Here is a 17558-nt window from a genome sequence, read left to right on the forward strand (position 1 = left end):
ATAGGACTGGGCGGCGCCTGTCGTCAAAAAGGAAAGGAAATGGACATGGGCATGGAGCATTTGCTCGAATTAGCGTCCGCATACATGAAAGACCAGGACTTGCAGCGCGTCCGCGAAGCTTACGAGTTTGCCGACAAGGCGCATCACGGTCAGACTCGGAAGTCGGGCGAGCCTTATATATTGCATCCTGTAGCCGTTGCCGAAATTATGGTTCAAATGCAAATGGACGTCGTCACGGTCGTGGCCGCCTTGCTGCATGACGTAGTCGAGGATACGACGGTTACGCTGAACGATTTGAAGGAGCGGTTCGGCGAGACGATCGCGGGTTTGGTGGACGGGCTGACGAAGCTCGAAAGAATCCAGTTTCGTTCCAAGGAAGAGCAGCAGAACGAAAATTATCGGAAAATGTTCGTCGCGATGGCGAGCGATATCCGCGTTATTTTGATCAAGCTGGCCGACCGCCTGCACAACATGCGGACTCTTAAATATCAATCCGAAGAAAGCCAACGGCGCATCGCTCACGAAACGCTCGAAATCTACTGCCCGATCGCGCATCGGCTCGGGATCAGCGCGTTCAAGTGGGAGATGGAAGACATTGCCCTGCGCTATTTGAATCCCCAGCAATATTACCGAATCGCCAACCTGATGAAAAAAAAGCGCACGGAGCGCGAGCAGTATATCGCCGATCTCATCGGCCGCATCCGCGAGAAGCTCGAGGAAATGGGCATCCAGGGAGACATTTCCGGCCGGCCGAAGCATATTTACAGCGTCTTCAAAAAGATGACCACCCGCAACAAGCAGTTCAACGAAATCTACGACCTGCTGGCGATCCGCATTCTCGTCGACAACGTGAAGGATTGCTATGCGACGCTAGGCATCATTCATACGCTATGGAAGCCGATGCCCGGACGGTTCAAGGATTATATCGCGATGCCGAAAGCGAACATGTACCAATCGCTGCATACGACGGTCGTCGGCCCGACGGGCGAGCCGACCGAGGTCCAGATCCGCACGTGGGAGATGCACCGGACGAGCGAGTACGGCATCGCCGCCCACTGGGCGTACAAGGAAGGCAAGGAAACGGGAGCGGTGCAGGGCTCGTTCGAGGATAAAATGAATTTTTTCCGCGAAATCATCGAGCTGCAGCAGGATACGCGCGACGCGGCCGAATTCATGGAATCGCTGAAAATGGACTTTTTCACCGATCTCGTGTTCGTGTTCACGCCGAAAGGCGAAGTGTTCGAGTTGCCGGCCGGCTCCGTTCCGCTCGATTTCGCCTATCGGGTTCATACCGAAGTCGGGAACCGAACGATCGGAGCGAAGGTGAACGGCAGAATCGTGCCGCTCGACCATAAGCTGAAGACGGGCGACATCGTCGAAATTTTGACGTCCAAGCACTCCTACGGTCCGAGCCAGGACTGGATCAAAATCGCCAAATCGTCCCATGCCCGCAGCAAAATCCGGCAATGGTTCAAGAAGGAAAAGCGCGAGGAGAGCGTGCGCAAGGGATGGGATTTGCTCGAGCGCGAGCTGAAGCGCATCGGCCTCGAGCCTGCCGAGTGGATGACGGACGACAAACTGACGGAAACCGCGAAAAAGTTCACGTTCAACGACATCGAGGATATGATGTCCGCCATCGGGTTCTCCGGCATTACCGCCGCGCAGGTCATTACGAAGCTGACGGAGAAATTGCGCAAGGAAGCCGAAGAAGCAAGCCAGATCCAGCTTTCCTCCGACGTGAAGGAAATGAAGCCGCAGCCGGCGGAGCGGAAGCCGAGGCCGTCGAGCGGCGTATCCGTCAAAGGCGTGGACAATTTGCTCGTCCGCTTTGCGCGGTGCTGCAGCCCGGTTCCGGGCGACGATATCGTCGGCTACATTACGCGCGGCCGCGGCGTGTCCGTGCATCGGGCGGACTGCTCCAACATACCGGTCGCGGCCGAAGGCGAGGAAGCGGCGCGGGTCATCGAGGTCGAATGGGAAGAGACGACCGAAGCGAATTACAGCGTCGAGATCGAAATTCTCGGCCACGACCGCCGCGGGCTGCTGAACGAGGTGCTGCAGGCCGTGTCGGAGAGCAAAACGAACATTGCCGCCGTTTCGGGGCGTTCGGACCGGAACAAGGTGGCGATCATGCACTTGACGATCCTCATCCGCAACAAGGATCATCTGCAATCGGTCGTCGAGAAAATCAAGCGCGTGAAAGACATTTTCTCGGTCCAGCGGTTGATGCAGTAAGGCTCTCGGGAGGTTCTAATTTCGTGAAAGTGGTAGCGCAACGGGTAAGCCGGGCAAGCGTGCGGGTCGGCGGGGAGACGGTCGGGGAAATCGGGACCGGGCTTTTGCTGCTCGTCGGCATCGGACAAGAGGACGAAGAGCGGGATATCGGGTGGATGGCCGAAAAGGTGTCGGGCTTGCGGATTTTCGAAGACGGCAGCGGCAAAATGAACGACTCGGTCATGGATGCCGGGGGAGCGATACTTTCGGTTTCGCAATTCACGCTTTACGGCGATTGCCGGAGCGGCCGCCGGCCCAGCTTCGCCTCCGCCGCGCGGCCGGAGAAGGCAAACGAGCTTTACGAACGGTTTAACGAACGGCTTCGCGCCAAAGGGCTCGAGGTGCGTACCGGCGTTTTCGGGGCGGACATGGAGGTCTCCCTCGTCAACGACGGGCCGGTGACGCTGATCGTCGACAGCCGAAGTTAGCTTCGGTCCGGAGCCGGAACCGGAATGCGGATGGAAAATCGGCGCGCAGGCAACACTACTGTCGGATAACCTTGCGAAAGGGTGACGACAGGTGCGGCAATCCGGCAAAGAAGCGAAACTGTTGCGTTGGGCGAGGGAAGGAACGGCGGCGGAACGCCGGGAAGCGCTGGCCTTGCAGGCCGGGGCCGAATTTGCGGACGAGCCCGGGGGGAGCCCGGGATTCGGAGGCGCGCTCGGCAGGCGGCATCCTCCCGGCGGCAGGGGCTAGCGGATCGTTCGGAAAATCCGAACATTGCGCGCCGGGGACAAAGAGAACGCTTCCTTTTTTGTAATGAAAATGTAATTTGATTTTCATTAATCCTTAAAATAATCGGGTTATTATAATTCTCGACCCCCTTTTTTCAATATAAATTCAATTGGACCTGTCGCAGTAAGCGGCAGGTTATTTTCTTTTTTTCGGACCTGCCGGGTATGAGGGGATAACTTGACATGCCGTGTAGCATCATATTAAAATGAGGAATAATTGGATCCAGCCATCAATTCGACGACGGGAACGAGTACTCCGGAACCGGATCTTCAGAGAGGGAAGCCTTGGCTGCAAGCTTTCCGTTTACGACCGGACGAACGACCTCCCCGAGAACCCGATGCGAACGCCGAACGCTCTGCATGAAGAGCCTCGGTTCAGTAGTGTCGAGGCGTAGCCGGGCGTTAACCGGAGAAGCGCGAGCGCAGCGCGGCGGATTTCCGTTCGCGGGCGTTCGAATGACGGGTGGCACCGCGGGAGCATGAACAGGCTCTCGTCCCTTGAGCGGCAGCAATGCGGCTGAGGGACGGGAGCCTTTTTTGTTCGGCATTTTCCCTTGCGGACGACGAGGTCGTTTCGATTTGCGTTGCGGGCTGGAACGGCAAGAGAGAAAGGGGATGCGAAATGGCATTTCAAAAACCGCCGGGCACGCAGGACGTGCTTCCCGGCAGCGTCGAAGCGTGGCAATACGTGGAAAAGACGGCGAGAGAAATTTGCAGAAGGTACCGGTTCCGGGAAATTCGCACGCCGATGTTCGAAGCGACCGAGCTGTTTCAGCGGGGAGTCGGGGAAACGACGGATATCGTCGAGAAAGAGATGTACACCTTCGACGACCGCGGCGGGCGGAGCATGACGCTTCGGCCGGAAGGAACCGCGGGCGTCGTGCGGTCGTACGTCGAGAACAAGCTGTACGGAGAGCCCGACATTTCCAAGCTGTACTACATCGGGCCGATGTACCGCTATGAGCGGGCCCAGGCGGGCCGATACCGGCAGTTTCATCAGTTCGGCATCGAGGCGATCGGTTCGGACGATCCGGCGCTCGATGCGGAAGTCATTTCCCTTGGGTATGCGTTTTATCGCGAGCTTGGCCTTAAAGACATTTCGGTGGAAATCAACTCGGTCGGCACTCCGGCCGTACGCGCCGAGTTCCGCGAGAAGCTGCTCGGGTTTTTGCGGCCGATCAAGGACAGCCTGTGCAAGGACTGCCAGACGCGGATGGAGCGCAATCCGCTGCGGGTGCTCGATTGCAAAGTCGACCAGCCGAAATTCGCGGACGCGCCTTCCATTCTGGACAGCTTGGACGAAGCGTGCGCCGGCCACTTTGCCCGGGTGCGGGAATGTCTGGACGCGATGAACGTGCCGTACCGGATCAATCATCGGCTCGTGCGCGGTTTGGACTACTACACCCACACGGCGTTCGAGTATAAAGCCCAAGGAATCGGCGCGATCGATACGATCGGCGGCGGCGGGCGCTATAACGGCCTTGTCGCCGAGGTCGGGGGCGAAGACCGGCCGGGCGTGGGCCTGGCGGTCGGTCTGGAACGGACGCTGCTGCTGCTCGAGCATCAGGGCGTAAAGCCGGAAGCCGAAGCGCAGGTGGACGTGTACGTCATCGCGCTGGGCGAACGCGCCGAACGCGAAGCGGCCGGCGTCGTGCAGCGCCTGCGGGACGCGGGGCTCGCCGCGGATCGCGATTATATGGGGCGGAAGCCGAAAACGCAGTTCAAGGCGGCGGATCGGGCCGGCGCGGCTTATGCGGCGATTCTCGGCGACGACGAGCTGGACAAAGGCGAAATCTCGCTGAAGGACCTGGCGACCCAGGAGCAGCGGCAAGTGCCGCTCGCGGGGCTGGCCGAGCACGTGCAAGCTTTGATTACTAGCAAAAAAGGGGAAGAATGAACATGATGCTTAAAGATCGCGATTGCGGAACGTTAACGAAAAAGAACGTCGGGGAAACCGTCGTTTTGAACGGCTGGGTGCAAGGCTGGCGGGATTTCGGGGGGATTTTGTTCATCGACCTGCGGGACCGCAGCGGCATCGTGCAAATCGTCTTTAATCCGGAGTTTTCCGCCGACGCGCTTGCCGTTGCCAGCCGCGCGCGCAACGAATATGTGCTTGCGATAAAAGGGGAGGTCGTCGACCGCGACCCCGAGACGTACAACCCGAATCTCGCGACGGGCGAAATCGAAGTCCGCGTTCAGGAGGTCGAAATCGTCAACGCGGCCAAGACGCCTCCGTTCCCGATCGAAGACGGCGTCGAAGTGGACGAAGCGCTGCGCCTTCGGTACCGCTACCTCGACTTGCGCCGTCCGGAAATGTACCAGACGCTCCGGCTTCGTTCGAAAGCGACGAAGGTGTTTCGCGATTTTCTGGACGAAAACGGGTTCCTCGACGTCGAGACGCCGATTTTGACGAAGAGCACGCCGGAAGGCGCGCGCGATTATCTCGTGCCGAGCCGGGTGCATCCGGGCGAATTTTTCGCGCTGCCGCAATCGCCGCAGCTGTTCAAGCAGCTTTTGATGATCGGGGGGCTCGAGCGTTACTACCAAGTGGCCCGCTGCTTCCGCGACGAAGACCTGCGCGCCGACCGCCAGCCCGAGTTTACGCAGGTCGACATCGAAACGTCGTTCCTGTCTCAGGATCAACTGCTGACGATGATGGAGCAGCTGATGGCGAAGCTGTTCCGCGAAACGATCGGCGTCGACATCGAAACCCCGTTCCAGCGGCTGACCTACCGCGACGCGATTCACAAATACGGCTCCGACAAGCCGGACCTGCGGTTCGGTCTCGAAATCGAAGACGTCACGGATATCGTCAAAAACAGCGACGTCAAGGTGTTCGCATCGGTCGCCGGTTCCGGCGGCGTCGTCAAGGCGCTGAACGCCAAAGGCTGCGCGAGCTGGAGCCGCAAGGAGCTGGACGACCTGCAGCCTTTCGCGGTCCGCTACGGCGGCAAAGGCATCGCGTGGATTACGGTCAAGGACGGCGAGTGGAAGGGGCCGATCGTCAAGTTTTTCAAGCCGGAGGAAATCGCGGCGCTCACCGAACGCTTGAACGTCGAAGAAGGCGACCTGCTCTGCTTCTCCGCGGACAAGCTGAAAACCGCCGCGGACGTCATGGGCAACCTGCGGCTGAAAGTCGGACGCGACCTCGGCCTGATCGACAGCAGCAAATTCAAATTCCTGTGGGTCGTCGACTTCCCGCTCGTCGAGTGGGACGAGGAGGCCAAACGCTGGGTGGCGCTGCACCATCCGTTTACCCGTCCGCGGGACGAGGATTTGCCCCTGTTCGACACCGATCCGGGCGCAATCCGCGCGCAAGCGTACGATATCGTCCTGAACGGCTACGAAGTCGGCGGCGGCTCGATGCGGATTTACCGCCGCGATGTCCAGGAGAAAATGTTCAACGCGCTCGGCTTCACGCTTGAAGAAGCGAAGGAGAAATTCGGCTTCTTCCTCGACGCTTTCGAGTACGGCACGCCTCCGCACGGCGGCATCGCCTTCGGACTCGACCGGCTCATCATGCTGCTGGCCGGCCGGACGAACTTGCGCGAGACGATCGCCTTCCCGAAAACGGCGAGCGCGACCGACCTGCTCACCGACGCGCCGTCGACCGTCGCGCCGCGTCAGCTGGAAGAACTGCATATCCGCTTGTCCGCGAAGGCGCTGGCGGCGCAAGCCAAGGCCGAAGCTCCGGCTGACGCCAAGGAGCCGGCCGACCAGGAGCAGCCGCAAGGCTAAACTGCCGGCCCGACGGCCGCGTCAAGCGAAGGGCGAAGCTGCGCCGCAGGAGTTGAGCGGCCGGGTTCAGGATGGCGGCCGACAGGCCGCCGGACTGCGCCGTCGGACCGCGCTGCCGGACAACGGCCATCGGACCGCGCTGCCGGACAACGGCCATCGGACCGCGCTGCCGGACAACGGCCGAAAAGGCTGGGCTTCGGCAATTTGCAGCGGCATTCGCCGACAAGGAAGGGGAATCATCCAAATGCTGCACCAATTCTCCAGAACGGAACTTGCCATCGGACCGGAAGGGTTGGAGATTTTGAAAGGGAGCACCGTCGCCGTACTGGGCATCGGCGGCGTCGGTTCCATCGCCGCGGAAGCGCTGGCCCGATCCGGCGTCGGCCGGATCGTGATGATCGACAAGGACGTCGTCGACATTACGAACATTAACCGGCAGATCCATGCCCTGACGACGACGGTCGGCCAGCCGAAAGCGGAGCTTATGCGCGACCGCATCAAGCTGATCAATCCGGATTGCGACGCGATCGCATTGCGCATGTTTTATACGGAGGAGACGTACGAAGAGCTGTTCAAGTTTCCGCTGGATTACGTGCTGGACGCTTCCGATACGATTTCCTACAAAATCCATTTGATCAAGCAGTGCCTCGAGCGAAAAATACCGATCATTTCGAGCATGGGCGCCGCGAATAAAATGGATCCGACCCGTTTCGAAGTGGCCGACATTTCGAAAACGACGGTCGATCCGATCGCGCGCGTCGTTCGCCAGAAGCTTCGCAAGGAAGGCATCAAAAAAGGAGTCAAGGTTGTCTTCTCCAAAGAGGAGCCGCTCAAGCCGCGCGACGACGTCACGCAGCGCATCGTGCCCGAGACGGCGCCCAAGGAAATTCGCAAGGCCCAGCAGCCGCCCGCCAGCAACGCGTTCGTGCCGCCGGTGGCGGGGCTGATTATGGTCAGCGTCGCCGTTCGCGAGCTGCTGGAGCGCGGAAGCCGACCGACGGCTTAGGATCGCGATCCGAATCCCCGATTTCCCGATCTAATGTCTCGCACAAAGATGAGGGCGCACCCTTTCGGCAAGCCATTCCAGCCGTTTGGGTCGCCCTTTTTGCTTGAAAAGTCCCCCATTTCGTTCATGGCACTCCATTGCCTCCCGTCTTCACCCAAAAGTTCGCCGGCGCCCTGCGGCTCCAGTCACTCGCCCGAATCTCCCGCTACGTCGTTTAACGAGGCCGGGAGCGGCCCATCGCCGCGGGTTCGGACCCGTGCGCCGAATCTCGCGATTCCGCAAAAGCTAGAGAGAAGATGCCTTTTTTGCGGCCCGGATGACGCTTGTCTCTATCAGTGGGACAAGATCGTTCATAGATTGGATTATCACGCGATATGGAGGTGGAAAGGGTGAACGATCAATCCTGGGGCGTTTTCAGCAGAAAAAAAGGAGGCGCGAATCGAAAGGCAGGCGCCCGCAATTTAAAGGCAAGCGGCTGCAAAAAGCACCGTAAAAGCCATCGCAAGCCGGCGAACCGGATAGGAGGAAATCGCGGAACGGGCAATAAGACAAGAGGCAATCGCACGATGGGCAATCGCACGGCGGGACACCGCACGGGAACGTACTACGCCGGCGTTCAGCGCCAGATGTGGGGTCCGCTCTCGCTAGGCCCATGCGGATGCGGACGTCGTCACGATCATTCGGTAACCGAAGTCATCGATGAATGATCCGTTGCTTCGGAAACGATCAAAAGGCCGACCTCGCAAACCGGTCGGCTTTTTTCTTGCAATCGAACCGTGACAGCTGCCGTTTCCGCTTTTTTCCCGGGGACATACGCTGAACAAGGCGAGTATCCGTGGCTTCCATGACGAAAGGCGGAGTCGTTATGCATATTCCCGTAAGATCGCTCGCGATCGGAGAAGCCGAAAGCGAACAGCTGGAGATGAATCTGTGGAGGGATCGGTACGTTCAAGCGGCGCTTCATACGAACGGCAGGACGACGCCGGTGAAAATTCGTTATCGCGGCGGTCATACGCGGGGGTACCCCAAGCGCTCCTACGAGGTGGTCCGCAAAGGCCAAACGTTTCATTACAACGCGGAGTTCGACGACCCTTCGATGATCCGGAACGCGCTTTCCTTTTGGTTTTTGGAACGGCTTGGCGTGCCCAGCCCGCGAACGAAGCATGTGCTGCTCGTCCGAAACGGCATTTCCCTCGGCGTCTATTTGGAAATCGAAGCGGTGGAGCGAGGTTTTTTCCGACGGAGAGGGATCGGAGCCCGATCGCTTTTTTACGCGGTCAACAATCGGGCGGATTTCGGGGTGCGGGACTCCGCTTCGCAGTTATCCGGGTACGAATACCGATTCGGCGAAAAAGACGAAAAAGCAAGGCTCGCTTCGTTCATACGCGGCATCCACCGCACCCCGGAAAGCCGGCTGGCGGCTTACCTCGACCGGAATCTGGATGTCGACAATTACTTGAAGTGGCTCGCCGGCGCCGTCCTTACCGGCAATTTCGACGGGTTCGAGCAAAATTATTCCTTGTACCGGCACCATGCAAGCGGGAAGTGGCGCATCGTCCCCTGGGATTACGAAGGAACGTGGGGGCGCAACTGCTACGGCAGGGCGGTCGAGAGCGACCTCGTCGATATTGCCGGCTACAATCATTTGACCGAAAAGGTGTTGAAGCACCGTCCCTATATGCTGCGCTACAAGCGGATTTTGCGGAAGGCGCTGGACGAAACGTTTACCGAAAAAACCATCATGCGCGCGGCGGCGGAAATGCATGGCTCAATATCGCCGTACGTCCGAAGGGATCGTTTGCAGCAGTGGCCGTACGAGCAGTTTTTGGGAGAACCGAACGTCATCCGCAACTATATCCGGGAACGAAGAGCGATCGTCGCATCCGCCCTTTCGCGTTTGTAGCGATGGCGCGGCTTCTTCGCCCGGGTTGGAACGCCCGCCTCCGAATCTGGTATGATGGAGAGTACAGGAAAGGCGGGATAAGCGATGGATTTGTTCAGCATCGGCGCGGAAACCGAGCCGCGCTCCAGACGTCTTGCCGACCGGATGCGGCCGGAGACGCTGGATGAATATATCGGCCAAGAGCATATCGTAGGTCCGGGCAAGCTGCTGCGGAGGGCGATCGAGGGCGATACGGTGTCCTCGATTTTGTTGTTCGGACCCCCGGGCTCGGGGAAAACGACGCTCGCTCATATTATTTCGAAAAAAACGGAAGGGGACTATGTCCGGTTGAATGCCGTCGACGCTTCGGTCAAAGACGTGCGGGAAGTGATCGATCGGGCCGAAGACAATAAAAATCTGTACGGCCGCAAAACGATTTTGTTCCTCGACGAAGTTCACCGCTTCAACAGCGCCAGGCAAGACGCCCTTCTGCCGGCCGTCGAGAAGGGAATTATCGTGTTTATCGGCGCGACGACGGAAAATCCGTACCATTCGATCAACGGGGCTTTGCTCTCCCGTTCCACGCTGTTCAGGCTGCATGCGCTTACGAAGGAGCATTCGCTGATCGCGATGCGAAGAGCGCTCGCGGATCCGGTCAAAGGCCTCGGCTTCATGAAGCTGGAGGTCGACGAAGAAGCGCTGCTGCACATTGCCGCGATGGCGAACGGCGATATCCGCAGGGCGCTGACGGCGCTCGAACTGGCGGCGGTCACGACGCCTTCCCGCGAAGACGGGACGGTTCGCGTTACGTTGGAAATCGCGGAGGAATCGATTCGCCAGCCGCAAGTTCAAGCGGACGAATCGACGCAGTACGATGTGCTGTCCGCTTTTCATAAGAGCGTGAGGGGCTCCAGCGACGCTGCCCTCTACTGGTTCCTGTACGCGGTCGAGAGGCTCGGCATGGATCCGATGACCTTCCTCCGCCGGTTGACGGTCGCTTGCAGCGAGGATATCGGCCTTGCCAATCCGCAAGCGATGGTGCAAGCGGTCAGCGCGATGGAAGCGTACCACCGGATCGGCTGGCCGGAGGCCAAGTACATTATCGCGCAGGCGATCCTGTTCGCGGTTGAAAGTCCCAAGTCCAACTCGATCGCCGCGACGATCGGCCGGATGATGGAAGCCATGGACACGGCGGGAACCTCCGAGGGGCCTATGCACCTGAGGGACGCCCACTACAGCGGCGCGCAGAAGCTGGGGCATGTCGGTTACCGGTATCCGCACGACTATCCCGGGCACTATGTCGAACAGCAATATTTGCCGGACAAGCTGCACGGAACCATCTTCTACGAGGCGACGGAGCAAGGAATGGAAGATAAAATCCGCCAAAACCAGGAGCGCCGGCGCCGGCAAAACAGGGCAAGATAGGCGGCTCGTCGAACGATTTGGGCCGTTTCGAGCCGTACCGTCCGAAAAACCGGCATAGGACGGGGATTACCGCGAATACAGATGGATACTACGGCCGTTTGCGGGGCGATCCGTTCGTTGACGGTTCATCGCAAAACGTCTAAGCTAAAGTAAAGCTGTGTGCTTTTTCCATCATTTATCTTTTTTCATAGAGGCTCGGAAATAAAGCAGGGTTCTGAGTCCGAATGAGGGGTGAATGAGGCGGATATGTCGATGAAATGGCAGGTATGAAAGCTGATTTCAAGAATGTGCATGCCAAAGAACCCTCAAAAGGGCATTTTTTAAAAAATGCTATGCAAACCAATTTGCATCAAGCGGCTGTTAATTCTTTGAGCCATTGTTCAACAGACGCGATCTGCTTCTGCTTCTTCGCTTCTTCCAGCCACGCGTCGGCATGCTGGCACATGGCGATCAAGTACACGCGAATGTTCCAGTGGCGGGAACTGCGCCCGCGCGAAGCTTCCAGCCTGTAATCGACTTTCTGGCGCTTGATGCAGCGTTCGACGCCGGTTCGCAGCGCATAACGCTTTCTCCATTCCTTGCTGTCGCGGCGGATGCGCGGAAAAAGGCGCGGGTTATCCGCGGTGGATGTGTAGAAGGTTCTTCCATAATCGGAAGGCGAGCAGGGAGTCGGGCATTCCCATTTGCCGACTTTGGCGGGACAGCGCCATTTGATGCGCTGTCGCCCCGAACACTTGCCCCAGCAGACCATCTTGCGTCCAATGGGGCAGACAGGAACGCCATCGGAGCCAATTTTCATTTCATTGTATACCGTATGCCCGGAACGCCTGTGATTCAGGTCGATGATGGCGGAAACATCATCATGTTCCAGCATGGTATAGATCGGGAGGGCGTCGTGGGCGGAATCCAGGAGCGCCTCTCCCACCTTCCAGTCCGAGTACCAGTGACGCAGCTCGCGGTAGCCGCAGATCCATGACACCGAGTCATGTTGGCTGGCGCGAAACAATCGCGGGTACACGGGCAAATTGTAAGGACTGTCGGCTGCGGTGAACATGTAGAGCGTACGCCCGTAGTAATATTTCTCGCGATAGCTGTCCCAGCCCCAATCGGCATCCGGATCGGAAAATTGCCGTTTGCAGGAGCATTTCCAGTTGCCCGACTTGCGGCAATCGCAAAGGAACTTGCCGTACGAACGCGCGCCGGTTTCAACCGGAGATCCGTCGCCGATGACGCGGAAAGCGCTCGTATCGCCAAGCAATCCTTTTGCCGCAGAAGGCAGGACAAACAGGGATTGGAACAACTGTTGCAGCAGGTCGTGCTCCTTGGGGGCGTAGTGGATTTTGCCCTCGCGCAGGATGCGGGAGACGAGTTTCTCCGTAATCTTGGGGTTTTTGGGCTCTTGCTTTTCGTTCTTTTTGCCCTTCTTCCGCGGCTTCTTCAAGCGGCGTTTGACGCGCCCGGTCTTATGCGGAGTGGATGCCCGCCAAAGCCGGGGGAAAAAGTCGTAGAACGTTCCGACACCCGGCGTCTCACCAGGTTTAAAGCCGCAGAGAATGGCATAGACCGGCGTCGTTCGCAGCGCGACGACTCCGTCATCGACGCTCAGCCCGAGCTTGGTCATAAGGAGCAAGCAGCGGAGCATGTCGGCGGGATCGTGAGGCTTGCGTCCTTTCGGATTGGAGGAGTAAGCCGAACGCATCAAGGAAGCGGTGGCGGACAGATCGATGGCCGTGATCCAGAAGATCAGGTCGTTGTAAAAGTGCTGCAAAAACAGTAGCGCTTCCGGTGTGCCGTACTCCTTTCGAAGTTGGTTGCTTACGAAAGTCAAGTAGTCCTGGTGAGAACGAGAAACAACTTTCAAAACGATCACCCAATTTCTCAAGAGATAGGCAGAAAATGCCTTCTCGGCGATTATTGGGGTGTTTCGAAAATGTCAAGAGGAATGTTTGTTCGCACTCCTGTTTTGGGGGTGAAACAATAAAAGACCTTGGCCAAAGGGCCAAAGCCGGTGCGGAGTTTTTAATTCCGAGAGGCTATTTTTTCATCAAAGGAGGTGTACCTATCCTCCGACGAATGGGGGGATAGGAAGCGCTTGGACAGTGACCCGTTTCCGTTAACGGTAGATCTAATCTTGGTGTTTATATTGGTTTTCCTGAACGGCTTCTTCGTATCCATGGAGTTTGCGATGGTCAAAGTTCGCGGCGCCCGAATCGATACCCTTGCGCAGGAAGGGAATTCGAAAGCCAAATTCGTCTCGCGCCTGGCGGACAAACTCGACGCGTATTTGTTTGCTTGCCGGCTTGGCATCACGCTGGCGTCCCTTGGACTCGGGTGGCTCGGAGGACCGGTCATCGCGAGCGTGCTTGCGCCCGCGCTTCACTGGTTAGGCTTATCGGACGGCTGGATTCAAGCGTTGTCCATCGTTTTCGCCTTTTTGATCGTTGCGGCCCTGCATATCGTTCTCGGGGAACTTGCGCCCAGGACGATGGCGGTTCGTCAAGCCGAGAAGATCACGCAGCTCGCGGCGGCGCCGCTTATCGTTTTCCGCAAATTGATGAGCCCGTATTTATGGCTTTTGGACGGCATATCCAGATCGATTTTGAAGCTGTTCGGCATCGAGCCCGCAAGCGAAATTTCTTCGGCCCGCACCGAAGAGGAAATCCGGATTTTGATGAAAGAAAGCCATGAAAGCGGATTGATCGACAACACGGAGCTTACGCTTGTGGACAATATTTTCGAATTCGCGGAAACGAACGCGCACGAAATCATGATTCCCCGGACGGACATGATTTGCCTGTATACGAATCTTTCCTTCGAGGAAAACAAAACGATCGCGCTAAAGGAAATGCATACCCGTTACCCGCTTTGCGACGGCGACAAGGATAACATCATCGGCTTCGTACACATCAAGGATCTGCTTAAAGCGACCGACGGCTCCGTTCGCGATATCGGCGATTTGCTTCGGCCGATGCTGACCGTTCCGGAAAGCATGCCGATCAGCACGCTGCTGAAGCTGATGCAGAAGAAAAAATCCCAGATCGCGATTTTGATCGACGAATACGGCGGAACGTCCGGCCTGGTCACGCTCGAGGATATTATGGAAGAAATCGTCGGCGAAATCCAGGACGAATTCGACGAAGAGCGTCCCGACCTGGAAAAGAAGGACGACCAATCGTATTCGATCAGCGGCATGATGCTGATCGAAGAGGTGAACAGTTATTTCGGCCTCGACATTCCGACGGACAACTACGATACGATCGGCGGCTGGATGTATTCGCAAATCGAAATCCCTCCGTCGAAGCGTCAGACGGTCGAAGTGGAAGGCGGATTTCTGTTCGTCGTCGAGGAAACCGACAACCTGCGCATTTCGCGGATTCAAGTAAAGCCGATCGAAGTCGCCAATTGGGCAGGCGTTCAGGCGGAAACAGGTTAACATATACGGACAAATGAAGAAATAGAAAAAAGGCTCTCCCGCCATCGTCGATTAGCCGGGAGAGCCTTTTTTTTGCCGTTACGAATGTCTGCCCCGCATGAAGTGCACCGCCAAAAAACCGACCGCCGCGGTCAAGGCGAACAGCGCGGCCGTCCGGAAGACCGCCGGCTGCCCGAAGGCGTCGTAGATCCAGCCGCCGATCGTACCCGCGGCCAGCCCCGACAGGCCGGTCCAGACGACGGCGTACAGCGCTTGGCCCGACGAGCGGAATTCGTCCGGCACGATCGATTGCAGATAGCGGAGCGCCGTAATGTAATAAATGCCGAACGTAATGCTGTGCATCATTTGGACGAGCACGAACAGCCACGGTTCCTCGATGATTCCGAGCAGCCCCATCCGAATCATGTAGAAGACGCTGGCGAACGCCAGCAGCGGAAGCTCGCGAAACCGATGGCCGTATTTCGCCAGCAGGAAAAACATCGGGATTTCGCTGACGGCGGAAGCGAGCCAGGCCGTGCCGATCAGCGAGTCGCTGGCGCCCAGTTCGCGCATTGCGACGGCGAGAAAGCCTTCGTTGATGCGATGGGCGACGGAAACGAGGCCCACGAGCAGGAAGAAGACGAGCGTTTCCTTTTTTCGGATGATGTCGATCAGCCCGCCGAATTCGAATTTTTTGAGCGAGCTTTGGAAGTTTCCGAGCCCGATGGCCAGCGCAAGCGAGCAGCATACGGTGGCAAGGCCGATCCACAACGTCAGGCCGGAGCCAGTCGCTTTCAGGATGAAGCCGAAGACGACCGCGCATGCCGCATAGCCGAGGGAGCCGAACATCCGGATCGAAGCGAACGACCGGTTCATTCGTTCGGAGGCAAGCAGGCTCAAGCTGTCCATCATCGTGTTGACGGGAGTTTGGAAAAAATAAAACAACCCCATGAAAACGGCGACGACGGCAAATTCCCGCTGGGGAAGCAGCAGGGCGAGCGCTATAATTTGCCCGACGAAAATAAGGTTCAGCACGAGCTTCAGGCTTTTCGTTTTGTCGCTGATGATGCCCGCCAGCAGGTTCGAAAAAATGGAGAGCATCGGTCCGATCGAATAGACGGCTCCGATTTGCAGCTTCGAGAAGCCGATGTCGTCGAAATAAAGCGGGAAAAACGACACGACGAGCGCCATCGTCGCATAGTTGGCGAAATGAAGGCAGCGCAGGACGGCCAACTGAACGGAATCGGTTTGCAGCTTTTTCATGCGCCGGCCCCCCTTGCCGGAGGCCGCAGTCCGGTTTCGAGCCTTGCCTGCCGGTTGGTTCGTTTGAACAGAAAGTAAAGCAGCGCGAGTTCGGCCAGAATGCCGCCGGATTGGGATAGCGCGCCGAGGGCGCCGGTCCATCCGGGCAGCGAGAGCGTCAGGGTGACGATCAGAATCAGCGTCAGCACCGCGTTGGACGTTTGCGAGCCGAACATGAGCTTCGTTTGCCCCTGGGACAAGATGACGCCGTTCAGCGTATCCAGCCACGGAAAGACGAACGCGTACGGGATGAAGGCGCGCAGCGCGTTTACGCACGATTCCAGCAGCCGGTCCTCCACGCCGATGACGTTCGCGAGCAGCCAGGGACCCGCCGGCGAAAACGCCATCAAGGAAATGAGCGTTCCCGGTATGAACGCCATCAGCAGGACGAATTTGCGCACGAGCAGGGGATGCGTTCGATAAAACTGCAACGAAATTTGGTGAAAATAGGAAAAGAACCCGAGAAACATGTTCATGAAGCTCGCCGCGACGGAAAAGGAAGCGATGGCAAGCGTGCCCTGATCGGTATGGCCCAGCAGGGCGTTCATGACCGGAGACACCCACATGATAATGAGGGAGGAAAACAACAGCGGGCTGTAGAAACGAAGCACCTGCTTCGGTCGCCGGATGTCGCAATCGGGCTCTTCCTTCGGCAGCCCGCGGGCAAGTTTGCTTCCCTCGAACCAGCTGACGGCGGCCTCGATGATCATGCCGAATACGAAAATAACGGCTCCTTGCCGGGAATGGGTCACGCCAACGTGCAGCATATATTGCGACATCAGAAACATGGCCGCAAGGCGGATCACCATGCCGATCGTGAGCCAGCGCGTGCGCATTTTGTAGATGATAACGCCTTGATATAAGCAGCGTATGCCCGAAAACACGCTGAGGAACATGAGCGCGTGGTAAACGTTCACCGCGGATTCGGCCACTTCCGGCTCCGCTCCGTACGCGCCGCCGAACACCCAATAGCCGACCGGCGTGAACGCGATCATAAAACCGAAGGCGAGCGATCCGCCGAAAACGATAAACGCCACTTTCCGGACGGCCGAAAAGGACAGCCGGTCGCGGACGAGCGCGGAACACGTTTCCCGAAAGAGGATGGCCGGCTTCTCGGTGACGGACAGCAGGCTCATCGCCGTAGCGTAGCCCGCCAGGATCAGCTCCGGATGATCGGCGCGGGCGAGCGTGCCGTTGACGATGACGTGCGACAGGTTGATCAGCAGCGCCGATAAGCCCAACGGAATAAAAAAGAAAAAAAGACGTCTTAAGGTGACGCTTTCCTGTTGCGAGCCCAAGCGTTTCATCTCCTTATCTCTACCCGTGTATTATAGCAGGTTCGTCACGATTGAGTAGGCGTTTTCAATACTTTTTCACTGGATTTAGCCCATTCGAAATGATAAATTAAAGAATGATGCGGAAATAGGGGTTGAGCATGGGACAACTTCAGGATCGAATTTGGGTGGAGAGCCAGTTCGCGGCAAGCGAACGGCTGGGCATCACGCTGCCTTGTTTGGCCGTTCCATGGGAAAGCTTGAGCCGGTCGAGGCAATCGCTTCTTCTCGAGGCGTGGGAACGGATCCGGGGAACGATCCCCGATCGGATTTTCGCGTTCGAGGAGCAAATCAAGAGGCTGCAGGAAGGCCTGTACGAAGAGGAAGACTTTGAGGAATCCTGCCGCCTGAACGGCGCGATCGCCGAGCTGGCCAGCAGGATCAACGACTTGCATATTTGGTACCGGACCCAGCAGGATATGGATGAAGAACGACGAAAACACAGCTGAGC

General features: G+C 57.9%; 13 protein-coding genes. 10 read left to right on the top strand and 3 right to left on the bottom strand.

Annotation, left to right across the window (positions count from 1 at the left end; genetic code table 11):
• Nucleotides 1-45: 45 nt before the first annotated feature.
• From B7E11_RS18385 to B7E11_RS18420, 8 genes are all read left to right on the top strand, one after another.
• Nucleotides 46-2235, top strand: coding sequence for a RelA/SpoT family protein (locus B7E11_RS18385; RefSeq protein ID WP_080837210.1), 2190 nt, complete (start codon nucleotides 46-48; stop codon nucleotides 2233-2235).
• A gap of 23 nt (nucleotides 2236-2258) precedes the next feature.
• Entirely contained in the window at nucleotides 2259-2702 is a 444-nt protein-coding gene (gene dtd, locus B7E11_RS18390; RefSeq protein ID WP_080837212.1) for a D-aminoacyl-tRNA deacylase, read from the top strand.
• Between the two features lie 91 nt (nucleotides 2703-2793).
• Entirely contained in the window at nucleotides 2794-2970 is a 177-nt protein-coding gene (locus tag B7E11_RS29650) for a hypothetical protein (RefSeq protein WP_176220804.1), read from the top strand.
• A gap of 660 nt (nucleotides 2971-3630) precedes the next feature.
• Complete coding sequence (hisS, locus tag B7E11_RS18395; RefSeq protein ID WP_080840878.1) at nucleotides 3631-4905, top strand: histidine--tRNA ligase; 1275 nt, start codon at nucleotides 3631-3633, stop codon at nucleotides 4903-4905.
• A gap of 2 nt (nucleotides 4906-4907) precedes the next feature.
• Nucleotides 4908-6746: an aspartate--tRNA ligase gene (aspS, locus tag B7E11_RS18400; protein ID WP_080837214.1), complete on the top strand. Its 1839-nt coding sequence runs from the start codon at nucleotides 4908-4910 to the stop codon at nucleotides 6744-6746.
• A 244-nt stretch (nucleotides 6747-6990) separates the two neighbouring features.
• A complete protein-coding gene (locus B7E11_RS18405; protein WP_080840879.1) occupies nucleotides 6991-7752 on the top strand; it encodes a tRNA threonylcarbamoyladenosine dehydratase in 762 nt (253 codons plus the stop codon).
• An 865-nt stretch (nucleotides 7753-8617) separates the two neighbouring features.
• Nucleotides 8618-9655 (top strand): CotH kinase family protein, encoded by a 1038-nt coding sequence (locus B7E11_RS18415; RefSeq protein WP_080840880.1) that lies wholly within the window; start codon nucleotides 8618-8620, stop codon nucleotides 9653-9655.
• Nucleotides 9656-9739: 84 nt separating this feature from the next.
• A complete protein-coding gene (locus B7E11_RS18420) occupies nucleotides 9740-11059 on the top strand; it encodes a replication-associated recombination protein A (RefSeq protein WP_080837217.1) in 1320 nt (439 codons plus the stop codon).
• 349 nt (nucleotides 11060-11408) lie between these two features.
• On the opposite strand, the gene B7E11_RS18425 is transcribed toward B7E11_RS18420, so the two are convergent.
• Complete coding sequence (locus B7E11_RS18425) at nucleotides 11409-12929, bottom strand: transposase (protein WP_080831714.1); 1521 nt, start codon at nucleotides 12927-12929, stop codon at nucleotides 11409-11411.
• Between the two features lie 261 nt (nucleotides 12930-13190).
• Between B7E11_RS18425 and B7E11_RS18430 the strand changes: the two genes are divergently transcribed.
• Nucleotides 13191-14492 (top strand): hemolysin family protein, encoded by a 1302-nt coding sequence (locus B7E11_RS18430; protein ID WP_080837219.1) that lies wholly within the window; start codon nucleotides 13191-13193, stop codon nucleotides 14490-14492.
• A 78-nt stretch (nucleotides 14493-14570) separates the two neighbouring features.
• Here the strand turns inward: B7E11_RS18430 and B7E11_RS18435 are convergent, their stop codons facing one another.
• Entirely contained in the window at nucleotides 14571-15734 is a 1164-nt protein-coding gene (locus tag B7E11_RS18435) for an MFS transporter (protein WP_080837221.1), read from the bottom strand.
• A complete protein-coding gene (locus B7E11_RS18440) occupies nucleotides 15731-17071 on the bottom strand; it encodes a multi antimicrobial extrusion protein MatE (RefSeq protein ID WP_080837223.1) in 1341 nt (446 codons plus the stop codon). Before B7E11_RS18440 ends, B7E11_RS18435 begins: the two co-directional genes overlap by 4 nt.
• 137 nt (nucleotides 17072-17208) lie before the next feature.
• Between B7E11_RS18440 and B7E11_RS18445 the strand changes: the two genes are divergently transcribed.
• Complete coding sequence (locus B7E11_RS18445; protein WP_080837226.1) at nucleotides 17209-17556, top strand: hypothetical protein; 348 nt, start codon at nucleotides 17209-17211, stop codon at nucleotides 17554-17556.
• Nucleotides 17557-17558 lie beyond the last annotated feature (2 nt).

This window comes from Cohnella massiliensis, assembly GCF_900169535.1.
In the GTDB taxonomy this organism is placed as follows: Bacteria; Bacillota; Bacilli; order Paenibacillales; family Paenibacillaceae; genus Cohnella; species Cohnella algarum.